Origin of the sequence: Desulfocurvus sp., assembly GCF_023230885.1 — a bacterium.
Classification (GTDB): domain Bacteria; phylum Desulfobacterota; class Desulfovibrionia; order Desulfovibrionales; family Desulfovibrionaceae; genus Desulfocurvus.
On record NZ_JALNWM010000013.1, the window covers coordinates 1 to 25,934 of the forward strand.

Here is a 25,934-nt window from a genome sequence, read left to right on the forward strand (position 1 = left end):
CCATCTAAGCCCCTTCAAATCGTGAAACACTCTTTCATATATGCCCGTCCCACCAAGTCCCTGGTCATCCCAGATAGTCCCGGTTATCTCGTCAACCACCTCTAGTTATCCTGAATTCCATCACTTGGAGGCCGCGAGGCGCTGCCGGGCGCTGCGGGTTTTTCGGGGCGCTGCGTGCCGCGGGGTGGTCCGGACGGCTCCGGACGTTGCCCGTGCCCGGGCAGCCCCCGGCCGTCCCGCGCCGCCGCCGCGAGCCGGGGGGCAGGGGGCGCCGCCGTGAGCCGGAGGGCAGGGGACGCCGCCGTGAGCCGGAGGGCAGGGGACGCCGCCGCGAGCCGGGAGTGCTCTGGAACCTCAAAAAGGTTCGCGGCGGGGAGGCAACGCCGCCTCGCCGCCCCGCCGCCCGCGCGCCCAGCGCGCCCGGGTGGGGCGAAAAGGCCCCATTGCGGGAGATTTTCACCCCGTGGCGCTGAAAGCATTGCAGTATAATGCTTTTTTAGCGCAATCGTCCCGGACTCGGGAGATATGGTTCCCAGCCCCGCGGCACCGTCTTTTTACCATTGTTCCGTAAAACATTGTTCTTAAATGAAAAATATCGCAGACCCTCCCTGGCACGGCCCTTGCTGAAATTGAGAATCAAAATTAACGTGCGCGGCGCGGCTGACGCCCCGTGCGCCTATCCCAGGGAGGAACCGTGAAGCGAGGCCCCAGTTTGTTGAATACCATCTTTGTCGGCGACCGCGTGGCGGATGTCGCCCGGTCCCTCGGGTGCTACCCCAAGGCCATGGTCGGCGGCCAGGTGCCGATGATCGAAACGGAGTACCCCTTCGTCTGCCAGCTGGACTGCGTGCTGTGCATCATGGGCGCCAAGCGCAAGATGCTGCTGAACGCCTACCGGAAAATGGACATCGATTACGTCGTGCTCGAGCGGACCGGCGGTGATCCGGATCCTTCGGGCATGGCTGCGGAGCTCGAGGCCGAGGGCCTGGCGGTCCGCGTGCTCGACTTCACGCGCGGGCTCGAACACGCCATCGCCGAGGCGGGCGGCATCTTCGGCCGCGAAAAGGAGGCCGTCAAGGTCGCCGCAGAGTACGGGCGGCAGCTCGAGGCGGCGCAGGCGAACCTGCCGCGCCCGGGCAAGCGGGTGCTCGTGCTGCTGGGCATCTCCCGGCCGGGGGCGGGCGCGCAGGAGCGCTACCTGCTGGCCGAAACGCCGGGGGGCTTCGTGGACACGGCGCTGCTCGCTCCGCTGGGATGCGAGAATGTCGCCGGGCCCCTGCTGAGCCCCACGGAGGAGACGGTCATGGGCGGCATCCAGCTGCTGCGCGAGTTCAAGGGCCTGGAAGAGGCCAACCCCGACGCCATCGCCCTGACCGGCGACCCGCTGGTGGGGCTGCTGGCCCTGCGCGACTTCGCCCGCGAGCACCCCGGGCAGGCGGCGCGGATTCCCGCCCTGCGCGACCACGCCGTCTACGCGCTGCCGCACTGTTGCGACGCCAACCCCATGAGCTACCCCCACAGCCTCGCCTTGTGGGGCCAGGCGCTCGCCGGTTGATGGCCCCCCGTTTCGATCCTTTTTCCGAATCCAGGAGAGAGCAATGAAAAACCGTCACTGGTCAAGACTCGCGCCCGTGCTGCTGCTGGGCGTCCTGCTGGCCGCGCCCGCCCACGGCGCGCCGGGGCAGGGGCAGCCCGCCGACGGGCAGGCCCTGGCCGCCGCCGCCGGCAACGCCACCGCGGCCGACGGCGCCCGGGGCGCCGCCCCGGCCGTCACCCTCGACAAGATCGTCGTGAGCGCCACGCGTACCGAGCAGAGCGCCTTCGAGGCCCCCGCGTCGGTGGTGGCCCTGGAGGGCGACGCCATCGAGCGCCGCCAGGCCACCACCCTGCGCGACCTGCTGGAGGACGTGCCCAACCTCGAGTTCTCCGACCCGACCAACCCGTTCATCCAGAAGCCGTCCCTGCGCGGCCTGTCCCCGAGCCAGACGATCTTCAAGCTCGACGGCGCGCGCCAGAACTACACGTCGCAGTCCGGCATCGGGAACTCCCCGGTGGTCATCGACCCCGACATGCTCAAGCAGGTGGAGGTGCTGCGCGGGCCGTCCTCCGTGCTGCACGGCGGCGGCGGCATCGGCGGCGTGATCTCCATGCGCACCAAGGACGCCGCCGACCTGCTCGAACCGGGCAGCAACCTCGGCGGCAAGCTCAAGACCGGCTACCTGTCGGGCACCCACCAGACCATGAGCTCCCTGGCTCTCTACGGGCGCCAGGGCATGTTCGACCTGGTCGGCCAGGGCGTCTACCGCGACTTCGGGGACACCAGGACCACCAACCCCTCGCCCTCGAAGGACACCAGCTACCGCAGCGGCTACTCGCGCAGCAGCCTGCTCAAGCTCGCGGTCACGCCGGACGACGACCAGTACCTCTCCCTGGCCTACACCTTCAGCGACGGGCGGCACTCGTCCACCCGCGCGGTCAGCACCTTCACGCAGCAGGAGCACCGCCTCGTGGGCAACTACGAGCTGGCCCCCGCCGACAAGCCGTGGCTGGACCTCAAGCTGACCACCCAGGCCGCCTGGCGCGAAAACGAATACCTGAACGACGTGCCCCGCCAGCTGAAGGACAAGTTCACCTCCTTTGGCGGCAGCCTCCAGAACACCTCGCGCTTCTCCCTGGGCGAGGTGGCCGACAACGCGCTGACCTACGGGCTGGACTACTACCGGGACCACCAGGAGGGCACCGACTTCGGCCGACCCGACCCCGCCCGCCCCGAGGCCACCGCCAGCGACATGGGCCTCTTCATCCAGGACGAGCTGGAGCTGTTCGACCGCCTGACGCTGATTCCGGCCCTGCGCTACACCTCCTACTCCCGTTCCTCCGACTCCGATGTCGCCGACGACCAGAGCGAGGGCCGCATCACGCCCAAGTTCACCACCAAGCTCCAGGTCATGCCCTGGCTGAGCGTCTTCGGCTCGTACTCCGAGTCCTTCCGGCCGCCGTCCATGGACGAGATATATTACGCTATGGACTACCCCCTGCCCTGGGGCACCATCCGCGTGCTGCCCAACCCCAACCTCGAACCGGAAACCGCCGAGACCTGGGAGACCGGCTTCAACCTGGGCTTCGACGGGGTCTTTACCGCCAACGATCCCCTGCGCCTGAAGGCGACCTACTTCCGCGAGGACATCAAGAACCTCATCGAATCGCAGCTGACCAAGAACTTCACCACCCCGCCCCTGGGCGAGATCCACTACCAGAGCGTGAACGTCAACCGCGCGGAGCGCTTCGGCTACGAGGTCGAGCTGGAATACGGCGTGGCGGGCTTCTCCTTCGCCGCGTCCTACGGCAAGACCATCGGCCACGACAAGGAAACGCGCGAGCGCGTGGGCGGCAGCCCGGAAAAGCTGGCCCTGCGCCTGGGCTACCTCTTCGCCGACTCCGGGCTGAACCTCTTCTGGAAGTCCCGCTTCGTCAGCGCCTACAGGTACTACGACGTGTTCGCCGCCAGCGAGGCCACCCGCCATCCCTACGCCGTCCACGGCGTGGGGCTGACCTGGGAGCCCCGCCTGGAGTCCCTCGAGGGCCTGCGCCTGGACTTCAGCGTGGATAACCTCTTCGACCAGCACTACACCAACTACGACGGATCCTACGAGATCGGCCAGAGCGTCAACATGACCCTGTCCTACTCCTTCTAGGTCAACCCGAACGCCGTTTCGATGGCCCGGCTCCGCATGCGCGGGGCCGGGCCGTTCCGGAGAAGATGTGCCGTTTTGCCACTGCCTTGCCCCGGCCCGCCGCCTGATGCGGGCGGCCGTTCTGCTGGCGGCGGTCCTTGCCCTGCCCGCCGCGCTCCCCGGCGCCGCCCGCGGGGAGGGGATCACCGTGACCCACGCCCTGACCATCGCGGGGGCCCCGGGCCTGCCGCCCGGCTTCAGCCATTTCCCCTATGTGAACCCCGCCGCGCCAAAGGGCGGCGAGCTGCGCCTGCACGCCGTGGGCACCTTCGACACCACCAACCCGTTTTCCTCCAAGGGCGACCTGCCCGCCGGGTTCGGCCTGCTGCACGACAGCCTGACCACCCCCGCGCGCGACGAGCCCGGCACGGACTATTGCCTCGTGGCGCAGCGCATCCGCTACCCCGACGACCGGTCGTGGATCGAGTTCGACATCAACCCCGCCGCGCGCTTCCATGACGGCAGCCCCATCACGGCCCATGACGTGGTCTTCTCGTACGAGGCGACCATGAGCAATATCGGCAGCGTGCTCCAGCGCTTCTTCGCCGACATCCTCTCGGTGCGCGCCGTGGGCGAGCGGTGCGTCCGCTTCACCTTCGCCCCCGGCGCCAGCCGCGAGATCCCGCAGTATGTGGGCCGGCTGTACATCTACCCCGCCAGCTTCTGGAAAGGGCGCGACCTCGGCCGCACGGCCCTGGAGATCGTGCCGGGCAGCGGCCCCTACCGCCTGCGCTCGTTCCGCCAGGGGCGCGAGGTCGTCTACGAGCGCGTGCGCGACTACTGGGCGGCCGACCTGCCCGTCTGCCGGGGGCGCTTCAATTTCGACACCGTGCGCTACGAGTATTTCCGCGACGCCACCGTGGCCCAGGAGGCCTTCCGCGCCGGGCACTACGACCTCCGGGAGGAGCATTCCGCCAAGAACTGGCACACCCTGTACACCGGCCCGGCCTTCGACAGCGGGGAGATCGTCAGGGAGAGCCTGCCCCACGGCCGCGACCTGGGCATCCAGGGCTTCTTCTTCAACACCCGCAGGCCCATGTTCGCCGACATCCGCGTCCGGCGCGCCATCGTGCTGGCCCTGGACTACGAGTGGATCAACCGCCAGTTCTTCTGGAACGAGCAGTTGCGGACCACGAGCTATTTCACCAACACCGAGCTGGCGTGCTCCGGCGTGCCCGGGGGGCGCGAGCTGGAGCTGCTCGAACCCTTCCGGGACCGGTTGCCCCGCGAGCTTTTCGAGCGGCCCCACGCCTTCCCCGTTTCCCAGGCCGACGGCCACAACCGGGACAACCTGCTGCAGGCCGCCCGGCTGCTGGACGAGGCGGGCTACCGCGTGCGGGACGGCCTGCGCCGCCATCCGCAGACGGGGCTTCCGCTGCGCTTCCAGCTGCTGACGGATTCGGCGGCGGTGCGGCGCCTGGCCGTGTCCTTCGCGGGCAACCTGCGCCGCCTGGGCATCGGGCTGCATGTGTTCGTGGCCGACACGCCGACCTTCATGCGCAAGAAGTCCGACTTCGACTTCGACATGGTTTCCGCCTTCTTCGGCCACGGGCGCCACCCCGGCCAGGAGCTGCGCTTTTTCTGGCATTCCATGTCGCGGGATATGCCGGACAGCCCGAACCTGGCGGGCATCGCCGACCCAGCGGTGGACGCGCTGGTGGAGGCCGTCCTCGCCGCCCGGGAGCGCAAGGAGACCGTCGCCGCCTGCCGGGCGCTGGACCGTGTGCTGCTGTGGGGCGAATACGTCGTGCCCCTCGGGGCCTCGGGCGTGGACCGCGTGGCTTACCGCCGCGGGATCGAGCACCCCCGGGCCGGGCGTTCGTCTTTTGTCGACATCAACGCCTGGTGGGCCTCGTCGGACCAGGGCCATCCCCGGGGGACGCAATGAGCGGCTATATCCTGAAACGGCTCGCCCTGGTCGTGCCGACGCTGCTGGCCATCCTGACCGTCAATTTCTTCGTGATCCAGCTCTGCCCGGGCGGCCCGGTGGAGCAGGCGCTGGCGCGCATCCAGGGCCAGGCGCGCTCGGCCCTGGAGCGGGCGGGCGGGGCCACGCAGGACGAGATCAAGGTGGTCCAGAGCTCGCTGGACAACCTGGACGGCTATCGCCCCGGGGCCCACGCCGACCCCGAGCTGGTGGAGCGCATCCGGCGCCACTACGGCTTCGACCGGCCCCTGCTGGAGCGCTACTGGACCATGCTGCGCGACTTCGCCCTGTTCCGCTTCGGCGAGAGCTTCCACCGGGACAAGACCATCCTGGAGCTGGTGCGCGAGAAGCTGCCCGTCTCGCTGTCCCTGGGGCTTTGGACCACGCTGCTCTCGTACCTGGTCTCCGTCCCGCTGGGCATCCGCCGGGCCGTCCGGGCCGGGACGCGGTTCGACGCCTGGTCGGGGTTCGCCGTGGTCGTGGCCAGCGCCATCCCCGCCTTCCTGTTCGCCATCCTGCTGGTCATCCTGTTCGCGGGCGGCAGCTACTGGAGCGTCTTTCCGCTGCGCGGGCTGGTGTCTCCGGGGTTCGAGGCCATGTCGCCGCTGCACAAGGTCGCCGACTACCTGTGGCACATGGTCCTGCCCGTGTTGTCGCTGGTCATCGGCGGCTTCGCGGGCATGACCCAGCTGACCCGCAACTGCTTCCTGGACGAGATCGGCAAGCAGTATGTGGTCACCGCGCGGGCCAAGGGGCTGACCGAGGGGCGCGTGCTCTACGGCCATGTGTTCCGCAACGCCATGCTGATCTTCATCGCCGGGTTCCCCGGGGCGTTCCTGGGCATGTTCTTCACCGGCTCGCTGCTGGTGGAGGTCATCTTCTCGCTGGACGGGCTGGGGCTCATGGGTTTCGAGGCCACCATGCAGCGGGACTATCCGCTGATGTTCGCCACGCTGTACCTGTCGACGCTGCTCGGCCTGGTGGTCAAGATACTGAGCGACATCACCTATGCGCTGGTGGACCCGCGCATCGACTTCAACCCGGTCCGGCAATGAAGGGGCGACGCATGGCTTTCAGGCTTCAGGGCATCAACGCGCGGCGCTGGGCCGCGTTTCGCGCCAACAGGCGAGGCTTTGTCTCCCTGGTCTTGTTCCTGGCGCTGTTCGGCACGAGCCTGTGCGCGGAGATTCTGGCCAACGACCGCCCGCTTCTGCTGGTCTTCCGGGGCGAGCTGCATTGCCCGCTGCTGTTCGACTATCCCGAAACCGCCTTTGGCGGGGCCTTCGAGACGGCGGCGGACTATCACGACCCGGCCCTGCGCGCCCTGGTGGAGCGCGAGGGCTGGATGCTCTGGCCGCCGGTGCGCTATTCCTACGCCACCGTCGCCCGCGCGGAGACGGCGCCGTTTCCCACCCCGCCCTCGGCGGAGCACTGGCTGGGCACGGACGACAGCGGGCGCGACGTGCTGGCCCGCCTGCTCTACGGGTTCCGGCTTTCGGTGCTCTTCGGGCTTCTGCTGGCGGGCAGCGGCGCGCTGATCGGCATCTGCGTCGGGGCCGTGCTGGGCTATCGCGGCGGCCGGATCGACCTGGCCGGGCAGCGCTTCATGGAGATCTGGGGCGCCATGCCCGTGACCTACCTGCTGATCATCCTGGCCAGCTTCGTGGAGCCGACCTTCTGGATGCTGCTGGGCATCATGCTGCTCTTCGGCTGGATGGGGCTGGTGGATGTCGTGCGCGCGGAGTTCCTGAAAGGCCGCAAGCAGGACTATGTGCGCGCGGCCCGGGCCCTTGGGGTGCGCGAGCGGCGCGTCATGTTCCGCCACATCCTGCCCAACGCGCTGGTCGCGACCATCTCGTCCCTGCCGTTCATCCTCAACGGGGGGATCATCACCCTGACCTCCCTGGATTTCCTGGGCTTCGGCCTGCCGCCGGACTCCCCGGCGCTGGGGGAGCTGCTGGCCCAGGGCAAGACCAACATCCACGCCCCCTGGATCGGGCTTACGGCCTTCGGCGCGCTGGCCGTCCTGCCGTGCCTGCTGGTGTTCATCGGCGAGGCCGTGCGCGATGCTTTCGACCCCAACGGAGGGCTGCGGGCATGACGCCGATCCTGCATGTGGAGGGCCTGAGCATCGGCTTCGGGCTGGCTCCGGTGGTGGAGGGCGTCGGCTTCTCCCTGGAGCGCGGGCGGATTCTGGGGCTTGTGGGCGAGAGCGGGTCGGGCAAGTCGCTCACCGCGCGCGCCCTCCTGGGCCTTCTGCCCGCCGGGGGGCGGGTGCTGTCCGGGCGCGTGGAGCTGGACGGCGTCGTCATCTCCGGCCTGGCCGAGGCGCGCATGCGCGAGCTGCGCGGCAGGCGCATGGCCATGCTGTTTCAGGATTCGCTGGGCAGTCTGAACCCCCTGCACCGCATCGGCAGGCAGATCGGCGAGGGGCTGGCCCTGCGCCGGGGCTGGAGGCCGTCCCGCGTCCGGGAGCGGGTGGCGGAGCTGCTCCGCCAGGTGGGCATGCAGGACGCGCCGCGCTACATGAACGCCTTCCCGCACCAGCTTTCCGGCGGGCAGCGGCAGCGCGCCATGCTCGCCCTGGCCCTGGCCGACGAGCCCGACGTGCTCATCGCCGACGAGCCCACCACGGCCCTGGACGCCGCCGTGCAGCGCCAGGTGCTGGACGCGCTGCTGGCCCTGCGCGGTTCCCTGTCCATCGTGCTCATCAGCCACGACCTGCCCATGATGCGCAGCGTGGCCGACAGCGTATGCGTCATGCGCCGGGGCCGCATCATCGAGGAGGGCGCCACGCGGCAGGTGTTCGCCATGCCCCGGCACCCCTACACCCGCATGCTGCTGGACGCGGAACCCTGCGAGCCCCCGGACCCGGTGGCGCCGGATGCCCCGGAGGTCCTCGCCGCCCAGGGGCTCGCCGTGCGCTATCCCCTGGGCGGCACCTGGCCGGGGCGGCCCGCCCGCTGGCTGGAGGCCGTGCGTGGCGTCTCGTTTTGCCTGCGCCAGGGGGAGTGCCTGGGGGTGGTGGGCGAGAGCGGCTCGGGCAAGTCGTCGCTGGGCCAGGCCCTGCTGCGCCTGATTCCGGCCTCGGGGCGTGTGGTCTTCGGGGGCGAGGACATCCTGGCCCTGCCGGAGGCCCGCCTGCGCCCCCTGCGCGCGGGGCTCCAGGTCGTCTTCCAGGATCCCCTGGCCTCCCTGAACCCCCGGTTCAGCGTGCTGGAATGCGTCGCCGAGGGGCTGGGCACCCGGCCGTCCAGCCCGGCGACCCAGGCCCGGGTCGTGGACGCCCTGGGCGAGGTGGAGCTGCCCGCGGACCTGCTGCACCGCTACCCCCACGAGCTGTCCGGCGGCCAGTGCCAGCGCGTGTGCATCGCCCGCGCCCTGGTCATGCGCCCCCGGTGCATCGTGTTCGACGAACCCACGTCCAGCCTGGACCGCAACACCCAGTTCCAGGTGGTGGCGCTGCTGCGGGCGTTGCAGCTGCGCCACGGCCTGTCCAGCATCTTCATCACCCACGACCTCGCCCTGGTGCGCAGGCTCTGCCACCGGGTGCTCATCATGCACGACGGGCGCGTCGTCGAGTCCGGCCCCACCGGGGCGATCTTCTCCGCGCCGGAGCACGAGCACACCCGCACCCTGCTGCGGGCGGCCCTGCCCGGGTGAGCGGCGGCCCGCTGCCCCCGGCATCGGGCCGCCTTCATACCGTCGCCGCTAATCGCCCCAGAATACCGGTTTTCGGCTTTTCCGCCCCGGCGCTGGGCCGCCGCGCGGCCCGGGCGCGGGCTCCCGCCCGGGAGCCCGCGCCCGGCAGGGGCCGCCTTGCGCTCCGGGCCGCGAAAGGCCGGATTTGTGCGTATAACGTCGTTTCTTTTGGTTTTGGCCCCCTGCGGGGCCGGGCCGGACGCCAGCCCCCGGGAAGCCCTCTGGGGGGCTGGATTTTGGCTGTTGTCAAGAGCAAAGGGCTCCAGGGAGCGACATTCTCCAGTGTTCCGAAAAGATAAAAGGCATCAGCGTCCATAAGAGTGCGTTTGGTTGAGATTGCCCTGTGGAAAACTTTTTGATGGATGTTCCACTTGACCTGCGGCAACCCTTGCCCGGTGCCCGTTCCCCGGGGGGTACGGGTTTTCGCGCCTTGAGACGAATTCTCATTGATTAGAAGTGGTTGTCATGTTGGGGAGATGTGGGGAAAGCCTTTTGTGACGACCGTGCGACGCCGGATTCTCCCCGTTGCCCGGGGGCGGGATTCGGCCTAGAACACGCTCCATGATGAACGCGTGGCCTCAGATACTGAATATCCTGGAAAAGACGGTCAACCCCGGCCTGTACCAGGTCTGGATCAAGCCCCTGGACGCAGAGGCCGCCGACGGACGGCTGGCCCTCTTCGCCCCCAACGCCTTCGTGGCCTCCTGGGTGCGCGACAGGCTGCTGGAGACCATCGCCGAGGCCGCCACGCAGGCCCTGGGCGCCCGCCCGAGCGTCGAGATTTCCGTGCGGCCCCGGGCCGTGCAGGCCGCTCCCGCCGCTCCCGCCGCCCCGGGCGGCAACGGCAGGGCGCAGGCCGCCCCGGCCCCCGCCGGGGGCAACGGCAAGGCCCCGGCCCCGGCCCGCGCCCCGCGCCAGGGCCAGCTCGGCCTGCCCAACCTCGTGCCCCAGGGGCTGAACACCCTGTCCTGGCGCTTCGGCTTCGAGGACTTCGTGGTCGGCCCGAGCAACGAGCTGGCCTACGTCGCCGCCAAGGGCATGACCCGGGGCGTGCTGGACTGCGACCAGATGTTCCTCAACTCCGCCCCCGGCCTGGGCAAGACGCACCTGCTCCAGTCCATCGGCCGGGCCATGGCCCAGGCCAGCAACCGCTCCAACGCGCGCGTTGCGTACCTGACCGCCGAGGAGTTCGCCACGCAGCTCATCCTGTCCATCCGCTCCCGCGAGATGGAGCGCTTCAAGAACCGCTTCCGCGACAACGTGGACGTGTTGCTGCTGGAGGACATCCATTTCCTCCAGGGCAAGGAGCGCACCCAGGACGAGCTGCTGGAAACCCTGAAAGCCTTGCAGGACCGGGGCTGCAAGGTCGTCCTGTCCAGCTCGTTTCTGCCCCGCGAGCTCAAGGACGTGGACGACCATCTCGCCTCGCGGCTGTGCTCGGGCTTCCTGGCCACCATCGACCGCCCCTGCTACGACACCCGCAGGCGCATCCTGGAGAGCAAGGCCCGCCAGCACCAGGTGACCCTGCCGGGCGACGTGTCCGACTGCCTGGCCGAGCACCTCACCGACGACGTGCGCCAGCTGGAGAGCTGCCTGCAAAGCCTGGTGCTCAAGGCCCGCCTGCTGGGCGAGGCCATTACCATGGACATGGTCGCCCAGGTGCTGCGCAACTACACCAGCACCGACACCGGGCGGATCAGCTTCCAGAAGATCCTGGAGCACATCTGCCGCAGCTTCGGCGTTGAGCCCTCGGCCCTGGCCTCCAAGAGCCGCCGCCGCGACATCGTGCTGGCCCGCAACACGGCCTTCTACCTGGCGCGCATGCACACCGACATGCCCCTCAAGCAGATCGGCGGCCAGCTCAACCGCCGCCACTCCACGGTGCTCAAGGGCATCACCAACGTGGAGCGCGAGATCCGCCTCCAGACGCCCCTGGGCCGCCAGATCGACTCCGTGGCCGGGCGCATCAAGACCCTCTAGCGGGACACCCCGGCGCCGCGCCGACGGAAAAATCCAGGCTGCCTGTGTATGCGAGATACACTGCGCGTCCTGGATTTTTTCGTTTCCCTGCATCTCGCCATATGGAGCGGCCTGCGCGGCCTGGGGTGCCGGGCGGCCTGGAGCGGCCTGCGCGGGCTGGGGGCGGGCGGCCTGCCGCCCCGTCTGCCCGGCCACCCGGCGCCGCCCCGGCCTTGGCCCCGGCCCGGCCGGGCCGCGCGCCCCGGCGGGCGCGTCGCGGCCCTCGGCGCGCCCCCCGGCTTGAGGCGGGGCCGTTTTTGCCCTACTAAGAGGGCTTGCATCCACGTTCCCCAATCCGCACGAGGCCAGACATGCCGGTTATCATGGGTACCGCCGGGCACATCGACCACGGCAAGACAACGCTCATCAAGGCCCTGACGGGCATCGACTGCGACCGCCTGAAGGAGGAGAAGAAGCGCGGCATCACCATCGAGCTGGGCTTCGCCTTCCTGGATCTGCCGGGCGGCGCGCGCCTGGGCGTCATCGACGTGCCCGGCCACGAGCGTTTCGTGAAGAACATGGTCGCCGGGGCTTCGGGGGTCGATTTCGTGCTGCTGGCCGTGGCCGCCGACGAGGGCGTCATGCCCCAGACCCGCGAGCACCTGGAAATCTGCACCCTGCTGGGCATCCGGCGCGGGCTGGTGGCCCTGACCAAGGCCGACGCCGTGGACGCCGACTGGCTGGAGATGGTCGAGGAGGACGTGCGCGGCTCCCTGGCCGGGAGCTTCCTGGAGGACGCCCCGGTCCTGCCCGTGAGCGCGCACACCGGCGCCGGGCTGGACGCCCTGCGCGCGGCCATCGCCGAGCTGGCGGCCCGGACCACCGCCGCCCGCCCCGCGGACCTCTTCCGCCTGCCCGTGGACCGCGTGTTCACCATGCGCGGGCACGGTACCGTGGTCACGGGCACCCTGGTTTCGGGGCGCATCGCCGAGGGCGAGGAGGTGGTGCTTTTCCCCGGTGGCGCGCGGACCCGCGCGCGCGGCCTGCAATCCCACGGCCAGCCCGTGACCGAGGCGCCCGCCGGGCGGCGCACGGCGGTGAACCTCGCCGGGCTGGAGGTGGAGGACGTGGCGCGCGGCCAGGTGCTGGCCCGGCCCGGAACCCTTTTCCCCCAGACCCTGTGGGACGTGGAGCTGACCGCCCTGGCCTCGGCCGGGCGCGACCTCAAGCACCGCAAGGAGATCCATCTGCACCACGGCACCCGCGAGGTGCTGGCCAAGGTCCTGCTGCTGGACCGCGAGGCCCTGCGCCCGGGCGAGACGGCCCTGTGCCGCCTGCTGCTGCCCGAGCCCATGCCCGGGGTCTACGGCGACCGGGTGGTGCTGCGCTCCTTTTCGCCCCTGCGGACCATCGCCGGAGGCCGGATCATCGGGCCCCACGGGCGCAAGCTGCGCCGGGGAGACCAGGGGGCCCTGGCCCGGCTGCGGGCCCTGGCCGACGACGACCAGCAGGCCGTGCTCGCCGCGCAGCTGGCCCTGGCCGGGCCCGAGGGCGTGAGCCTGGCCGAGCTGCGCACCATGTGCGCCCTGGAGGCCCGCGCCCTGGAGCGGCTCATGCAGCAGATGTGCAGCCAGGGCGCGGCCTACCTGGTGGACAAGGACGAGCGCACCCACGTTGCCGGGGAGGTCATGGAGGCGCTCATGGCCGGGGCCCTGGAGCGGGTGGCGGCCTTTCACCGCGCCGAGCCCATGAAGCAGGGCATCCTGCGCGGCGAGCTGGCCTCGTCCTGGGGCCGGGGGCTCTCCGAGCGGCTGGCGCATTTCGTGGTCGAGCGGCTGGTGCGCCGCGGCGAGCTGGTGGCCGAGGCCGAGACCCTGCGCCTGCCGGGGCACAGCGTGTCGCTGGCGGCGGATGCCCTGCGCCTGCGTACGGCCCTGGAGGACGCCTACCGCCAGGGCGGCCAGACCCCGCCCAACCTCAAGGACGTGCTGGAGCCCCTGGGCGTAACCGCCCGGGACGCGGCGCCGGTGCTGCGCCTGCTCCAGGAATCCGGGGAGCTGGTCAAGGTCAAGGAGGACATGTACTTCCACGCCCCGGCCCTGGAGGCCCTGCGGGCGCGGGTGGTGGCCTTTCTGGAGGAGAAGGGCGAAATGGGCGCGGCGGATTTCAAGACGGTCAGCGGCCTGTCGCGCAAGTACCTGATCCCCCTGCTGGAACAGTTCGACAAGGAGCGGCTGACCGTGCGCGTGGGCGATATGCGCGTGCTGCGGCGCAAGGAGAAATAGGGGAAACCCCCATTGCCCGCGCCTGCGGGGCGCGGTATGTTCTTCTTCGCGGTTCGCCCGGGTGGGCGCTGCCGCAATGGGTGTGGGCCGCCCCCTTCGGGGGGCGGCCTGTGTTTTTGCGCGCGACGGGGCAGGGCGACATGCCCGGGGCGAAACGCCCGGGGCGCCCGGGGTCAGATGTTGCTCAGGCGGCGCACGTCGCGGCCCAGGGCCTCCTGGGCGCCATAGGCGCGCATGCATTCGGCCACGCATTCGGACAGGGCGTCCTTCAGGCGTTCGCGCGGCACCTGGCGCACCCGCGAGGAGAGGATTGCCCCGTTGTCCAGGGTCAGCTGCATGGAGAAGGCGGCCCAGGGCGTCCCGGGGCCGACCCGGTGGCGGGAGGGCGGGGTGCGTTCGGCGTGCAGGGTGGCGCTGGCGACGTTTCCGTGGCTGGCCAGGGCGCGGGTGACGGCCTGCTCCTCCTGGGCGGTCAGGGTCAGGCTGGCCGAGGCCGTGCGCGGGGTGTTCAGGGAAAAGCTCGCGCCGCGGGGCCCGGGCTGCCCCGCGAGGTTCCAGTTCAGCTGCCTGCCCAGGCCCAGGGCCAGCAGGCTCAGGATCAGGACGGCGGCAAGGATGCCCAGGGTCTTCATGGCGGAACGGTCCCCCTGGCGGGCGCGCTGCGTCGGTTTTTCCCGTTTTTGGGGGCCGGAACGGGCCTGTGCGGGGCGGCCGGGAGGCCTGCCGCCGGGGGGCGGCCTTCGGCCCCGCTCGGGCGGGAAGCCACGCGGCGCTTTTGTTTTGCCGCGGATGCGTATATACCCGGGGCGACGTTTCGGCGCAAGGATGGCAAAAGGCCCCGCCGAAGCGGGGCCTGTGCGTTCGTGGGGTGAGAGATGGGACTTGAACCCACGGCCACCTGGGCCACAACCAGGTGCTCTACCAACTGAGCTACTCCCACCGTGAAGGTGCAAACGTCTACCGAAGGTTTCGGCTGCGGTCAAGCCTTTTCAACCCGCAACGTACGGAAAGCATCCATGGAAAAACTCGTGATCGAAGGCGGGCGTCCCCTGTCCGGCACCATTCGGGTCAGCGGCTCCAAGAACGCGGCCCTGCCCCTGCTTTTCGCGGCCCTGGCCGTGGAGGGTCCGGTGACCTTCTCCAACGTGCCGGGCCTGCGCGATATCCGCACCACCCTGCGGCTTCTGGAGATCCTGGGCTGCACCACCTCCCTGGACCAGGGCGTGGCCCGCGTGGACACGGCGGCCCTGACCCCCGAGGCGCCCTACGACCTGGTCAAGACCATGCGCGCCTCGGTGCTCTGCCTGGGGCCGCTGCTGGCGCGCCTGGGCGAGGCCCGGGTGGCCCTGCCGGGAGGCTGCGCCATCGGCGCCCGCCCGGTGGACCTGCACCTCAAGGCCCTGGAGGCCATGGGCGCGGTCTTCGACCTGGAGGAGGGCTACATCCGCGGCAGCTGTGCGGGCCGCCTGCGCGGCGCGCACATCCAGTTCGACTTCCCCACCGTGGGCGGCACGGAGAACCTGCTCATGGCCGCCGCCCTGGCCGAGGGCCAGACCACGCTGGTCAACGCCGCCCGCGAGCCCGAGGTGGCCGACCTGGCCAACTTCCTCAACGCCTGCGGCGCGAAGATCAGCGGCCAGGGCACGAGCATCATCCGCGTGCAGGGCGTGGAGCGCCTGACGGGCTGCGCCTACCGCATCATGCCCGACCGCATCGAGGCCGGGACGTTCCTGTGCGCGGCGGCCATCACCGACGGGGAGCTGCTGGTCGAGGACTGCCCGCTGGCAGAGCTGGAGGCCGTCGTCGCCAAGCTGCGCGAGATGGGCGTCCGGATCGAGGAGCGGCCCGGGGGCGTGTTGTGCCGCCGGGGTTCGGGGCTTGCGGGCGTGAACGTGACCACGCTGCCCTTCCCGGGCTTCCCCACGGACATGCAGGCCCAGATCATGGCCCTGATGTGCCTGGCCGGAGGCACCGGGGTGGTCAAGGAGACCATCTTCGAGAACCGCTTCATGCATGTGCCGGAGCTTGGGCGCATGGGTGCGCGCATCTCCCTGGACGGGCGCACCGCCGTGGTGCGCGGGGTGGCGGGGCTCACCGGCGCGCCGGTCATGGCCTCGGACCTGCGGGCCTCGGCCTCGCTGGTGCTGGCCGGGCTGGCCGCCCGGGGCACGACCCACGTCCAGCGCATCTACCACCTGGACCGGGGCTACGAGCGTATCGAGGACAAGCTGCGCGCCGTGGGCGCGGTCATCCGCCGCGAGCAGGAGTAGGGCGCCCGGCCCGCAGGCCGGGCCCGCAAGCGCCGACGGCCCGCCCGGAGCTGTTCTCCGGGCGGGCCGTCGTCCGTTCATGGCCGGGGCGCTGCGCGCGGGCGCCCCGAGGGGCGTGTCAGCACACGCCCAGCCGCTCGATGGTCTCCAGCACCACCAGCCCGTCCTGGCCGGTGATGGGCACCTCGGTGCCGTCGCGCAGGGCGCCCAGGAAGGCCGTCAGCTCGCTGCGCACGGGCTCGCGGTAGAGCACGGGCCATTCCTTGATGCTGTAGTGGTCGTTGTAGTCCTGGAAGCGGCTGTAGGCCTTGACCTGCTGGGTGATGAGGTTGGCCTCGATGTAGCGCGAGGTGGTGGCGACGTGGATGGAGCGCGACTTGTAGGGCGTGACCCAGTTGGTGCTGATCTGCCCGAGCACGCCGTTTTCCATCTCGGCGGTGATGAGCGCCGTGTCCTCGTGCTTGCCGATGGTCGTGGCCGTGACGGCGAAGACCTTCCGGTACTCCGAGCCGGAGATGTGGCGGATGAGGTCGATGTCGTGGGAGCCCAGGTCGCGGATGACGCCCACGTCCTGGATGCGCGGCGGGTAGGGGCCCACGCGCTCGATGGTGATGGAGATGACCTTGTCCTCGGCGGCCAGCTCGCGCACGCGCTGCACGGCGGGGTTGAAGCGCTCGATGTGTCCGACCATGAGCCGCACCCCGGCCCCGCGGGCCGCCTCCAGGAGCTGGCGGCCCTCGGCGGCGCTGGCGGCCAGGGGTTTTTCGATGAGCAGCGAGACGCCCCGGGAGATGACCTTCAGGCCCACGGGCAGGTGCAGCACCGTGGGCACGCAGACGCTCACGGCGTCCAGGGGCTGGTCCAGCAGGGCGTCCAGGCTGTCGAACACCGGCACGCCGAGCTGGGCGTGCATGGCCGCCAGGGCCTCGGGGTTGGTGTCCATGACCCCGGCCACGCGCACGCCGGGCATTTCGGTGTAGTTGCGCAGGTGGACCCGGCCCATCCAGCCCAGGCCGATGACGGCGACGTTCATTATCTTGTGCATGGGGAACCTTCCTTTGGAGCCCCGGGCGGGGGGCGGGCGGCGGGCCCGTTGCCTCGGGGGCGTGTTTCGCTTAGGGTCGCTCGGGCGTCGTACCAGATTCTCCCCCGGTTGCCAAAAGCTAGTTTGGACGGCGCCCCGCAGGGAGAGAGGGAAGCCATGCAAAGCATCAAGACGGGCCAGGGCCCGGCCGGGCCGGTGTGGATCAGCGCGGGCGAGGTGTCCGGCGACCTGCACGGCGCGCTGCTGCTGCGCGCAATGGCCGCGCGCGCCCCGGGGCTGCGCTTCACGGGCATGGGCGGCCCGGCCATGACCGGGGCCGGTTTCGATCCCGCCTTCGACATCGCCGAGCTGTCCCTGGTGGGGCTGACCGAGATCGTGGCCCATCTGCCGCGCATCGCCGGGCTGCTGCGCCGCATGCGCCGGCGCATGGCCGAGGTCCGCCCGGCGGCGGTGGTCTGCATCGACGCGCCGGACTTCAATTTCTTCGTGGTGCGCATGGCCCGGCGCCTGGGCATCCCCGTGTTCTACTACATCTGCCCCCAGGTCTGGGCCTGGCGCGCGGGGCGGGTGGAGTTCCTGCGGCGCCATGTGCGGCGCGTGCTGTGCATCCTGCCCTTCGAGAAGGACTTCCTGGCCGCGCGCGGGCTGGACGCCGACTACGTCGGCCACCCGCTCGTGGACCAGATTCCCCTGGCCGAGCTGCGCGCCCTGGAGCCCGAGCCCGGGCTTGTGGGCATCCTGCCCGGCAGCCGCCGCCGCGAGATCGAAACCCTGCTGCCCGAGTTCGGCGCCGCCGCGCGGATCATCGCCTCCCGCCTGCCCGGGGCCCGGTTCGCCATCCTGCGCGCCCCGGGGGTGGCCGAGGAGCGCCTGCGCGCCCTGTGGCCCGCCGGGCCGGACGTGGAGATCGTGCCCCCCGGGGAGCGTTACCGGGCCATGCGCCGGTCCCAGGCGCTGCTGGCCGCCTCGGGCACGGCGACTCTGGAGGCCGCCCTGGTGGGCACCCCGGCGGTGATCGCCTACCGCGTCTCCGCCCTGTCCTACGCCCTGGGGCGGCTGGTGGTCGGCCTGCGCACCATCGGCCTGCCCAACCTGATCCTGGGCGAACGGGCGCTGCCCGAGCTGCTCCAGGGCCAGGCCAACGGCGCGGCCATCGCCGCCGAGGCCCTGCGCTGGCTCGCGGACCCGGCGGCCATGGCCGGGGTCCGCGCGCGGCTGGCGCGGCTGGCGGGGCTTGTGGGCGAGCCCGGGGCGCCTGACCGCGCGGCGCGGATCATCCTGGACGGCGCGGGCCTGGCGCCCGGGGGCGTCCGCTGAGCGACCCGGCCATGCGCGGCGCCGACGCGTCCCCGGCCTGCCGGGCCGTGCCCGGCCTGCTGCCCTGGCAATTCCCTTTCTGCGCCCTGCTGCTGGGCCTCCTGGCCCTGCGCTTCCCCTGGCCCGCCCTGGCCGGGCTTGTGCTGCTCTGGGCCCTGGCCGGGGAGCGGCCCTGGCGGCGGGCGGCCCTTTTGGGCGCGGCCTTCGCCCTGGGCTGGGGGCTGGCCGCGCGGGCGCTGCCCGCCGGGCCCGACCCGCAGCGCGTGCCGGAGTGGATGGCCGAGCGGCGGGTGGCCCTGGTCTCGGGGCGGGTGGAGCGGGTGGAAAGCACTGCCGGGCGCCAGCTTCGCGTGTTCCTGGCCGACGCGCGCTTCGCCCTGGATGACGGCCCCTCGGGGGCCCTGCCCGGGCTGTTCCTGTGGACCTGGCAGGAACCGGCGGCCTGGCCGCATCCCGGCCAGAGCGTGCAGGTGCGCCTGCGGGTGCGCCCGGTGCGCGGCTTCGCCAACCCGGGAGCCTGGGACACGCGCTTCCACTGGGGCCGCCAGGGCGTGTTCTACCGGGGCTTCACCCGCGGCGGGGGCGGGCATCCGCTCCTGGGGCCGGAGGCGCCCGGACCGGGGGCGCGGCTGCGCCAGGAGCTGCGCGCCGCCGTGGCGGCCAGCGCCCCCGAGGGCCCGGGCCGGGCTCTGCTGGAGGCCCTGGTCCTGGGCGAGCGCTTCGGCGTGGCGCGCGAGGCCTACGACACGGTGCGCCGCTCCACCCTGGCCCACAGTCTGGCCCTGTCGGGGATGCACCTGGGTTTCGCGGCGGCCCTGGGCCTGGGGCTGGCCTGGGTTGCGGGGCGGCTGTGGCCGGGGCTGCTGCTGCGCGTGGCCCGGCCCCGGCTGGGCGTCGTTCTGGGGGCGCCGCTGGTGGGGGCCTATGTCTGGCTGGGCGGGGCCACGCCCAGCCTGCTGCGCGCGGGGGTCATGTTCGCGGCCTGGGGCGCGCTGCTGCTCCTGGGCCGGGGCCGGGTGCTGCTGGACGGCCTGTTCCTGGCCCTGGCCGTGCTGGTGGCCGTGGACCCTCTGGTGGTGCACGACGTGCGCCTGCAACTGTCCGCTGTGGCCGTGGCGGGCATTGCCGTGCTGGGCCCGCCGCTATGGCGGCTGGTGCCGGGGCGCGCGGTTGCCCGGGGCGCCGGCCCGGCGGCCTGGGCCGCGCGCGGGGGGCGGGCCCTGGCCGGGGTGCTGGTGGCCAGCGTGGCGGCCAACGTAGCTCTGCTGCCGCTCCTGGTCTGGAATTTCACGGAAACGGGCCTGGCCCTGCCGCTGAACGCGCTGTGGCTGCCGGTGCTCGGGCTGGCGGTGGTGCCCGCCGGGCTGGCGGGGGCGCTGCTGTCCCTTGCGCCGGGGCTGGAGGGCGCGGGGCGCTGGCTGTTCGCGGCGGACGCCGCCCTGCTGGACGCCGCCGTGGCCGCCCTGGCGGCGCTGGACGCCCGGGGCTGGCTGCCCGTGGCGGTGCCCATGCGCCCGCTGTGGCCGCATCTGGTGGGCTACTACGCGCTGCTGGCGGGCGGGGCGGCCCTGGTCCGCTCGCGCGGGGGCGCGGCCCTTGGCGTATGCCTCGCCGGGGCGCTGCTCGTGGCCTGGCCCGGGCTGTGGGCCCGGGCCACGGGGCAGGACCGGGCCCTGGCCCTGACCCTGCTCGACGTGGGCCAGAGCCAGGCCGCGCTGCTGGACCTGCCCGGGGGCGGGCGGGTGCTGGTGGACGGCGGGGGCGGCTTTCCCGGCGGGCTGGATCCGGGCCGGGCGGTGGTCCTGCCCGCCCTGGCGCGCGGGCGCTGGCCGGGGCTGGACGTGATGATCCTCAGCCATCCGGACCACGACCACTACGGCGGGCTGGCCGCCGTGGCCGGGGGGGTGCGGGTGGGCGCCTTCGTCCACGGCGGGCGCTGGCCGGAGGGGGAGGCGGGGGCGGCCCTGCGCGCCGCGCTCGGGGAGGACGGGGTGCCCGTGCGCACGGTGCGCGCGGGGCAGGCCCTGGAGCTGGGCCACGGGGTCGTGCTGGAGGTGCTGCATCCCGCGGACCAGGAGGGCCCGGGCTCGAACAACGACCAGTCCCTTGTGCTGCGGCTGGTGTGGCGGGGGCGGCCCCTGGCGCTTCTGCCCGGCGACGTGGAGCGGGCGGGCATCGACCGGCTGCTGGCCACGGGGCGCGACCTGCGCGCCGAGGTGCTGGTGGTGCCGCACCACGGCAGCGCCAACAGCCTGTGCCCCGGGCTGTACTCCCGGGTGGCGCCCCGGCTGGCGCTGGCGGGCACGGGGTTCCTGAACTATCTGGGCTTTCCCGCCGAGGGCGTGCGCGCGGCCCTGGCCGGAGCCGGGGCCGCGCTCTACGATACGGGGCGGTGCGGGGCGGTGCGCGTGAGCTGGGCGGACCCGCAGGCCCCGGCGCGCCTGGAGACGGCCCTGGGCTGCCGGGGCACTGCGGTCATGCCCTGAGCGGGGCTAGAAGTCGAAGCCGATGAGCGCGCGCACGGCGGCCATGGTTTCGGCGGCCTGTTCGCGGGCCTTGCGGTTGCCCTCGGCCAGCACGTCCCACAGCAGGGAGGGGTCCTTGTCGTACACGGCGCGGCGGGCGTGGATGGGCTCCAGGAAGCGCTCCATGGACTGCACCAGCAGGCGCTTGCAGTCCACGCAGCCCCAGGAGGCGTCGCGGCAGCCGGCCATGATCCCGGGCAGGCGCTCGGGGTCGGTCATGATCTTGTGGTAGGGGAACAGGTTGCACACGTCGGGGTCGCCGGGGTCGGCCTTGCGCATGCGGTTGGTGTCCGTGAGCATGGCCATGACCTTCTGGCGCACGGAGTCCATGGGCTCGCCCAGGGCGATGGAGTTGCCGTAGCTCTTGCTCATCTTGCGCCCGTCCAGCCCCGGGAGCTTGGACTCGCGGGTCAGCATGGCCGTGGGCTCGGGGAAGAAGGGCGCGCCGTTTTCGCCGCCGCAGTTCAGGTGGTTGAAGCGCCGGGCGATTTCGCGGCACAGCTCCAGGTGGGGCAGCTGGTCCTCGCCCACGGGCACCTGGGCGGGGCGGAACATGATGATGTCCGTGGTCATGAGCACGGGGTAGCCGAGGAACCCGTAAGTGTTCAGGTCCTTGGCGGCGAGCTGCTCCTTCTGGTCCTTGTAGGTCGGGCAGCGCTCCAGCCAGCCCAGGGGCGTGATCATGGACAGGAGCAGATGCAGCTCGGCGATCTCCTTGACCTGCGACTGCTGGTAGATGACGCATTTTTCGGGGTCGAGCCCGGCGGCCAGCCAATCCTTGGCCAGCTCGGGCACGAACTGCTTGATGCGCCTGGGGTCTGCGTATTCGCTGGTCATGGCGTGCCAGTCGGCCACGAAGAAGAAGCAGTCGTAGTCCTGTTGCAGGGCCACCCAGTTGACGAGCACGCCGAAATGGTGGCCGAGGTGCAGCGGCCCGGTGGGGCGCATTCCGGAGACGATGCGTTGCCTTTGGCTGGACATGGGGTTCCCTTGGTCAGAACAGGATGTGGTTGAGCAGGGCCCAGACGGGCTGGAACACGAAGCGCAGGGCCCCGGTGACCACCAGCAGGACGATGATGATCAGGCCGTAGCGCTCGAGCTGCATGTACTTCCACGCCCAGGCGGGGGGCAGCAGCTCGGCCAGGATCTTGCTGCCGTCCAGCGGCGGGATGGGCAGCAGGTTGAACACGGCCAGCACGACGTTGATGACCACGCCGAACTGGGCGATGAGGTACAGGGGATCGAAATAGGGCTCCAGGAAGCTGCCCGGGGCCGGGATGTTGTTGCGCAGCAGGGAGAAGGCCGCCAGGAACAGCACGGCCAACAGCGCGTTGGCCGCCGCGCCCGCCGCCGAAACCACGATGAGCCCCTGGCGGACGTTGCGGAAGTGGCGCGGGTTGACGGGCACGGGCTTGGCCCAGCCGATGATGAAGCCCCCGGTCATGGCCGTGATGACGAAGACCAGGGTGCCCATGGGGTCCAGGTGCGGCAGGGGGTTCAGGGTCAGGCGCCCGGCCTGTTTGGCCGTGGGGTCGCCGTACCACAGCGCGGCCAGCCCGTGGGCCAGCTCGTGGCAGGTCACGGCCAGCAGGAAGGGCACGGCCATGACGGCGATGCGTTGGATTTGCTCGGCGAACTCGAACATAGGGGCTCGGGGTTATCACAACCCCGGACGGCGGGCAAGCCCGGGCGGCGCGGCGCAGGGGGCGCCGGGCGCCGCGCCGCCCGGCTCAGGCGCGGGCCAGGGCCGCGGCAACCTTGGACTTCAGCTCCGTCAGGTCGACGGACTTGACCACATAGTAGTCGGCCGCGATGGACTTCAGGTCGTGCTGGAAGCTGTCGTAGGCGGTGCACAGGATCACGGGCAGGGTCTGCTCGCGGCTCCTGATCTGCTGGAGCAGGTCGAGCCCCGAGCGGTTGGGCCCCAGCTTGATGTCCAGGACGACGACCTCGGGGCGCTCGCGGTCCAGGACCGCGAGGATGTCCTCGGAGCCGTCGGAGGTGCCGACCTGGTAACCCTCGGCCTGCAACTCCTCCTGGTAGAGCATCCGGATATGCTTTTCGTCGTCCACAACGAGTATCTTGCGCATCCCGCCCTCCTGGTGTCCGGCGATTGCGGTCTGCGGCGTCAGGAGGTATCCTGCGCCTGTTCCCATGCTCCCATCGTGGAACGGAATTCGGGAAAAATCAAGTGCGCAGAGGAATTTCCCAACCGTTTCCGGGCTCCGGCGCCAGGGGACGATACCCCACCAAAAAGATAGGAATGGTTCGCATGCCCCAGCCTTCCCCCGTGACCGTGGTCCTCGAACGCGAGGGCCGGACCCTGGTCTACCCCCGGCTGACCACGGCCCACCAGCTCCTGAACCGCCTGGAGCTTGGCGTCAACGACTGCCTGGTCATCCGCGACGGCGAGCTTTTGACCCCTGACCGCAAGATCCGCCCGGGCGACGCCATCACGGTGCGCACCGTGGTGTCCCGAGGCTGACCCATGAAATGTTCCCGTTGCGGGGCCGTGGCCCAGGTGGCCCTGCCCAGCCATCACAGCGGCTTTTGTCCCGACTGCTTCCGCGTCTTCTTCTCCCGCCAGGTGGAGCGCGCCATCCACCAGCACAGGATGTTCTCCCAGCAGGAACCGGTGCTGGTGGCCCTGTCGGGCGGCAAGGATTCCCTGAGCCTGCTGCGCGAGCTGGTGCTCCAGGGCTACAACGTCACCGGGCTGCACATCGACCTGGGCATCCCCGAATCCTCCCCGGCGGCGCGGGCCAAGGTCGAGGCGTTCTGCGCGGCCCTGGGCGCGCGGCTGGCCGTGCTGGACATGGCCAGCGAGGGCGTGCCCATCCCCGCGGTCAAGGCCTGCGTCACCCGGCCCATCTGCTCCGTATGCGGCAAGATCAAGCGCTACTATTTCAATAAGTTCGCCATGGACAACGGCTTTGCGGCCATCTGCACCGGGCACAACCTCGACGACGAGGTGGGCCGCCTGTTCGCCAACACCCTGCGCTGGGACGTGGGCTACCTGTCCGACCAGGGGCCGAGCCTGCCCGGGCGTGACGGGTTCGTGGCCAAGTGCCGCCCGCTGTACCGCCTGTCGGAATACGAGACGGCGGCCTACGCCTTCTTGAGCGGCATCGACATCCATGTGGCGCCGTGTCCCTACAGCAAGGGCGCGAGCTTCACCCGGCGCAAGGAGCTGATGAACCGCCTGGAAGGCGAGAGCCCCGGTGCCAAGCTGCAATTCTACGAGTCGTTCCTGAAGAACGCCCGTCCGCATTTCGAGGCCGCCGAGGACCGGGGCGGGGTGGCCCTGGCGCCGTGCGAGCGCTGCGGCTACCCGACCTCGGCAGTGGTCTGCAACGTGTGCCGCATCCGGGAGAAGCTGGGGTAGCAGGCTTTTTCTCGGCGCGGCCATTTCCCCGCCACTTTTTGCGCCGCGCACCTTGATCGGTGTGCGCTTTTCGGGTATCGGTTGCATTGATTTCGTAGGCAGAAGCGTCGCATTGCATTCAGAACAACCATCGCCCTGGGGGGGCACATGCGTACCATCGTCACCACTTTGCTTTGCGCCGCGCTGGCGGCCATCCTGCTCTCGGGCTGCGCCGTCGGCGGCAAGGGCGGCAACGTCGCCCAGGGAGCGACCTATTTCGTCTGCACCGGGACCATGTTCGCCGACGAGAACGCCACTGTGGACCAGGTCCACACCGCCGTGCTCGCCGCCCTGGAGTCCCTGGAACTGCCCGTGACCTTCGACAAGAAGGACAACCTCGTGGCCGTGGTCGAAACCACCACCGCCGAGGGCAGCCCCATTGAGATCAACGTGGCCTACCGCAAGGCCGGGGTGACCCGCGTGACGTTCACGTCCACGGACCGCCAGGACCAGTACAAGCTGTCGGGCCTGCTGGAAGAGATCCGCAAGCACCTGGCCGCCAGCTAGCCCGGGCCAGGGCCGCGCCCGCTTTTCGCGGCACCTGCGGCTCGCGCCTTCGGGGCGCGGGCCGCAGGGCCTTTTGTGTTTTGTTCCGGCCCGAGCGCGCACCGTCATGGACACCGCCCCTCCCGAAGTCAGCGTCGCCCTGCCCGCGTTCAACGCCGCGGCGACCCTGCCCGCCGCCCTGGACAGCCTGCTGGCCCAGACCCACCCCCGCTTCGAGATCGTCGTCGCGGACGACGGCTCCACCGACGCCACGGCCTCGGTCCTGGCGGCCCATGCCGCGCGCGATGCGCGGGTGCGCCCGCTCTTCCTGCCCCACCGGGGCGTGGCCCATGCCTTCAACGCCGCCGTGGCCGCCGCGCGCGGGGAGTTCGTCGCGCGCATGGACGCCGACGACATCAGTCTGCCCCGGCGTCTGGAGCTTCAGGCCGCGCACCTGCGCGCGCATCCCGGCACCGGGGTCGTGGCCTGCCGCGTGGAGTTCGGCGGCTGCCGCAAGGCCTGCGCGGGCTACGCCGCCCATGTGGACTGGACCAACTCCCTGACGACCCACGAGGCCATGAGCCTGGCGCGGTTCATCGACGCGCCCCTGGCCAACCCCTCGGTGATGTTCCGCCGCGCCCTGGCCGAGGCCCACGGCGGCGCGCGCCAGGGCGATTTTCCCGAGGATTACGAGATGTGGCTGCGCTGGTTCGAGGCCGGGGTGCGCATGGACAAGCTGTCCCGCACGCTGCTGGTCTGGAACGATCCGCCCGGGCGCGCCTCGCGCACCGACCCGCGCTACGACCTCCAGGCCTTCTACCGCGTCAAGGCCGAGTACCTGGCGCGCTGGCTGGCGCGCTGCAACCCGCACCACCCCGAGGTCGTGGTGCTGGGCGCCGGGCGCATCACGCGCAGGCGGGCGGCCCTGCTGGAGGACCACGGCGTGCGCATCGCCGCCTGGGCGGACATCGACCCGCGCAAGATCGGCAACACCGTGGCCGGGGTGCCGGTGATCCACCGCCACGACCTGCCCGGGCCCGGGGAGTGCTTCGCCCTGTCCTACGTCGCCAGCCGGGGCGCCCGCGAGGACATCGGCGCCTTCCTGGAGGCGCGCGGCTTCCGCCCCGGGGTCCATTACATCACGGCGGCCTGAGGCGCTCGCGCCGCCGCCACGAGGAGCGCCCATGACCGCCCAGCGCATCGCCCTGGTGCTGCACGAGAGCCCCGCCGCCCGCCCCGGGGGGGTGGAGCTGTACGTCC

The 25,934-nt window shown here is 71.2% G+C and carries 20 protein-coding genes and 1 tRNA gene; 15 read left to right on the forward strand and 6 right to left on the reverse strand.

The features are described 5' to 3' along the window. Positions 1-715 precede the first annotated feature (715 nt). From M0P34_RS01795 to selB, 8 genes are all read left to right on the forward strand, one after another. Positions 716-1,555, forward strand: coding sequence for a hypothetical protein (locus M0P34_RS01795; protein ID WP_291495726.1), 840 nt, complete (start codon positions 716-718; stop codon positions 1,553-1,555). Between the two features lie 43 nt (positions 1,556-1,598). Next, complete coding sequence (locus M0P34_RS01800) at positions 1,599-3,695, forward strand: TonB-dependent hemoglobin/transferrin/lactoferrin family receptor (RefSeq protein WP_291495728.1); 2,097 nt, start codon at positions 1,599-1,601, stop codon at positions 3,693-3,695. Positions 3,696-3,882: 187 nt separating this feature from the next. After that, the gene (locus tag M0P34_RS01805; protein ID WP_291495731.1) at positions 3,883-5,622 is read left to right on the forward strand and encodes an extracellular solute-binding protein; all 1,740 of its coding nucleotides are present in this window, start codon (positions 3,883-3,885) and stop codon (positions 5,620-5,622) included. Next, positions 5,619-6,716: a microcin C ABC transporter permease YejB gene (yejB, locus tag M0P34_RS01810; protein WP_291495733.1), complete on the forward strand. Its 1,098-nt coding sequence runs from the start codon at positions 5,619-5,621 to the stop codon at positions 6,714-6,716. The genes M0P34_RS01805 and yejB overlap by 4 nt, the downstream gene beginning before the upstream one ends. A gap of 11 nt (positions 6,717-6,727) precedes the next feature. Then, a complete protein-coding gene (locus tag M0P34_RS01815) occupies positions 6,728-7,762 on the forward strand; it encodes an ABC transporter permease (protein WP_291495735.1) in 1,035 nt (344 codons plus the stop codon). Further along, positions 7,759-9,324, forward strand: coding sequence for a dipeptide ABC transporter ATP-binding protein (locus M0P34_RS01820; RefSeq protein WP_291495737.1), 1,566 nt, complete (start codon positions 7,759-7,761; stop codon positions 9,322-9,324). Before M0P34_RS01815 ends, M0P34_RS01820 begins: the two co-directional genes overlap by 4 nt. 600 nt (positions 9,325-9,924) lie before the next feature. Next, complete coding sequence (dnaA, locus tag M0P34_RS01825) at positions 9,925-11,343, forward strand: chromosomal replication initiator protein DnaA (protein WP_291495739.1); 1,419 nt, start codon at positions 9,925-9,927, stop codon at positions 11,341-11,343. Positions 11,344-11,693: 350 nt separating this feature from the next. After that, a complete protein-coding gene (selB, locus tag M0P34_RS01830) occupies positions 11,694-13,607 on the forward strand; it encodes a selenocysteine-specific translation elongation factor (protein WP_291495741.1) in 1,914 nt (637 codons plus the stop codon). Between the two features lie 173 nt (positions 13,608-13,780). Here the strand turns inward: selB and M0P34_RS01835 are convergent, their stop codons facing one another. Beyond that, a complete protein-coding gene (locus M0P34_RS01835; RefSeq protein ID WP_291495747.1) occupies positions 13,781-14,239 on the reverse strand; it encodes a hypothetical protein in 459 nt (152 codons plus the stop codon). Positions 14,240-14,471: 232 nt separating this feature from the next. Then, positions 14,472-14,547, reverse strand: a tRNA-His gene (locus M0P34_RS01840). 76 nt (positions 14,548-14,623) lie between these two features. Between M0P34_RS01840 and murA the strand changes: the two genes are divergently transcribed. Next, a complete protein-coding gene (murA, locus tag M0P34_RS01845; RefSeq protein WP_291495749.1) occupies positions 14,624-15,877 on the forward strand; it encodes a UDP-N-acetylglucosamine 1-carboxyvinyltransferase in 1,254 nt (417 codons plus the stop codon). Between the two features lie 118 nt (positions 15,878-15,995). Here the strand turns inward: murA and M0P34_RS01850 are convergent, their stop codons facing one another. Continuing rightward, positions 15,996-16,922 (reverse strand): Gfo/Idh/MocA family oxidoreductase, encoded by a 927-nt coding sequence (locus M0P34_RS01850; protein ID WP_291495751.1) that lies wholly within the window; start codon positions 16,920-16,922, stop codon positions 15,996-15,998. Positions 16,923-17,078: 156 nt separating this feature from the next. On the opposite strand from M0P34_RS01850, the gene lpxB reads away from it, so the two are divergent. Together lpxB and M0P34_RS01860 are read left to right on the forward strand one after the other, a co-directional pair. Then, positions 17,079-18,239, forward strand: coding sequence for a lipid-A-disaccharide synthase (gene lpxB, locus M0P34_RS01855; protein WP_291495752.1), 1,161 nt, complete (start codon positions 17,079-17,081; stop codon positions 18,237-18,239). 11 nt (positions 18,240-18,250) lie between these two features. Next, positions 18,251-20,725 (forward strand): DNA internalization-related competence protein ComEC/Rec2, encoded by a 2,475-nt coding sequence (locus M0P34_RS01860; RefSeq protein WP_291495754.1) that lies wholly within the window; start codon positions 18,251-18,253, stop codon positions 20,723-20,725. A gap of 6 nt (positions 20,726-20,731) precedes the next feature. Here the strand turns inward: M0P34_RS01860 and trpS are convergent, their stop codons facing one another. From trpS to M0P34_RS01875, 3 genes are all read right to left on the reverse strand, one after another. Then, the gene (trpS, locus tag M0P34_RS01865) at positions 20,732-21,745 is read right to left on the reverse strand and encodes a tryptophan--tRNA ligase (RefSeq protein ID WP_291495756.1); all 1,014 of its coding nucleotides are present in this window, start codon (positions 21,743-21,745) and stop codon (positions 20,732-20,734) included. 13 nt (positions 21,746-21,758) lie between these two features. Beyond that, positions 21,759-22,409, reverse strand: coding sequence for a site-2 protease family protein (locus M0P34_RS01870; protein ID WP_291495759.1), 651 nt, complete (start codon positions 22,407-22,409; stop codon positions 21,759-21,761). An 85-nt stretch (positions 22,410-22,494) separates the two neighbouring features. Next, positions 22,495-22,854: a response regulator gene (locus tag M0P34_RS01875; protein WP_291495761.1), complete on the reverse strand. Its 360-nt coding sequence runs from the start codon at positions 22,852-22,854 to the stop codon at positions 22,495-22,497. 182 nt (positions 22,855-23,036) lie between these two features. On the opposite strand from M0P34_RS01875, the gene M0P34_RS01880 reads away from it, so the two are divergent. The 4 genes from M0P34_RS01880 to M0P34_RS01895 all read left to right on the forward strand — a co-directional run bounded on the left by M0P34_RS01880 (position 23,037) and on the right by M0P34_RS01895 (position 25,827). Beyond that, positions 23,037-23,249, forward strand: a complete 213-nt coding sequence (locus tag M0P34_RS01880) for a hypothetical protein (RefSeq protein WP_291495763.1) — start codon at positions 23,037-23,039, stop codon at positions 23,247-23,249. Between the two features lie 3 nt (positions 23,250-23,252). Continuing rightward, positions 23,253-24,149 carry a TIGR00269 family protein gene (locus M0P34_RS01885; RefSeq protein ID WP_291495765.1) on the forward strand — a complete coding sequence of 299 codons (897 nt, stop codon included), beginning with the start codon at positions 23,253-23,255 and terminating at the stop codon, positions 24,147-24,149. 147 nt (positions 24,150-24,296) lie between these two features. Continuing rightward, on the forward strand, positions 24,297-24,695 hold the full coding sequence (locus M0P34_RS01890; protein ID WP_291495767.1) for a DUF3568 family protein: 399 nt from the start codon (positions 24,297-24,299) through the stop codon (positions 24,693-24,695). Between the two features lie 106 nt (positions 24,696-24,801). Continuing rightward, positions 24,802-25,827 carry a glycosyltransferase gene (locus M0P34_RS01895; protein WP_291495769.1) on the forward strand — a complete coding sequence of 342 codons (1,026 nt, stop codon included), beginning with the start codon at positions 24,802-24,804 and terminating at the stop codon, positions 25,825-25,827. Positions 25,828-25,934 lie beyond the last annotated feature (107 nt).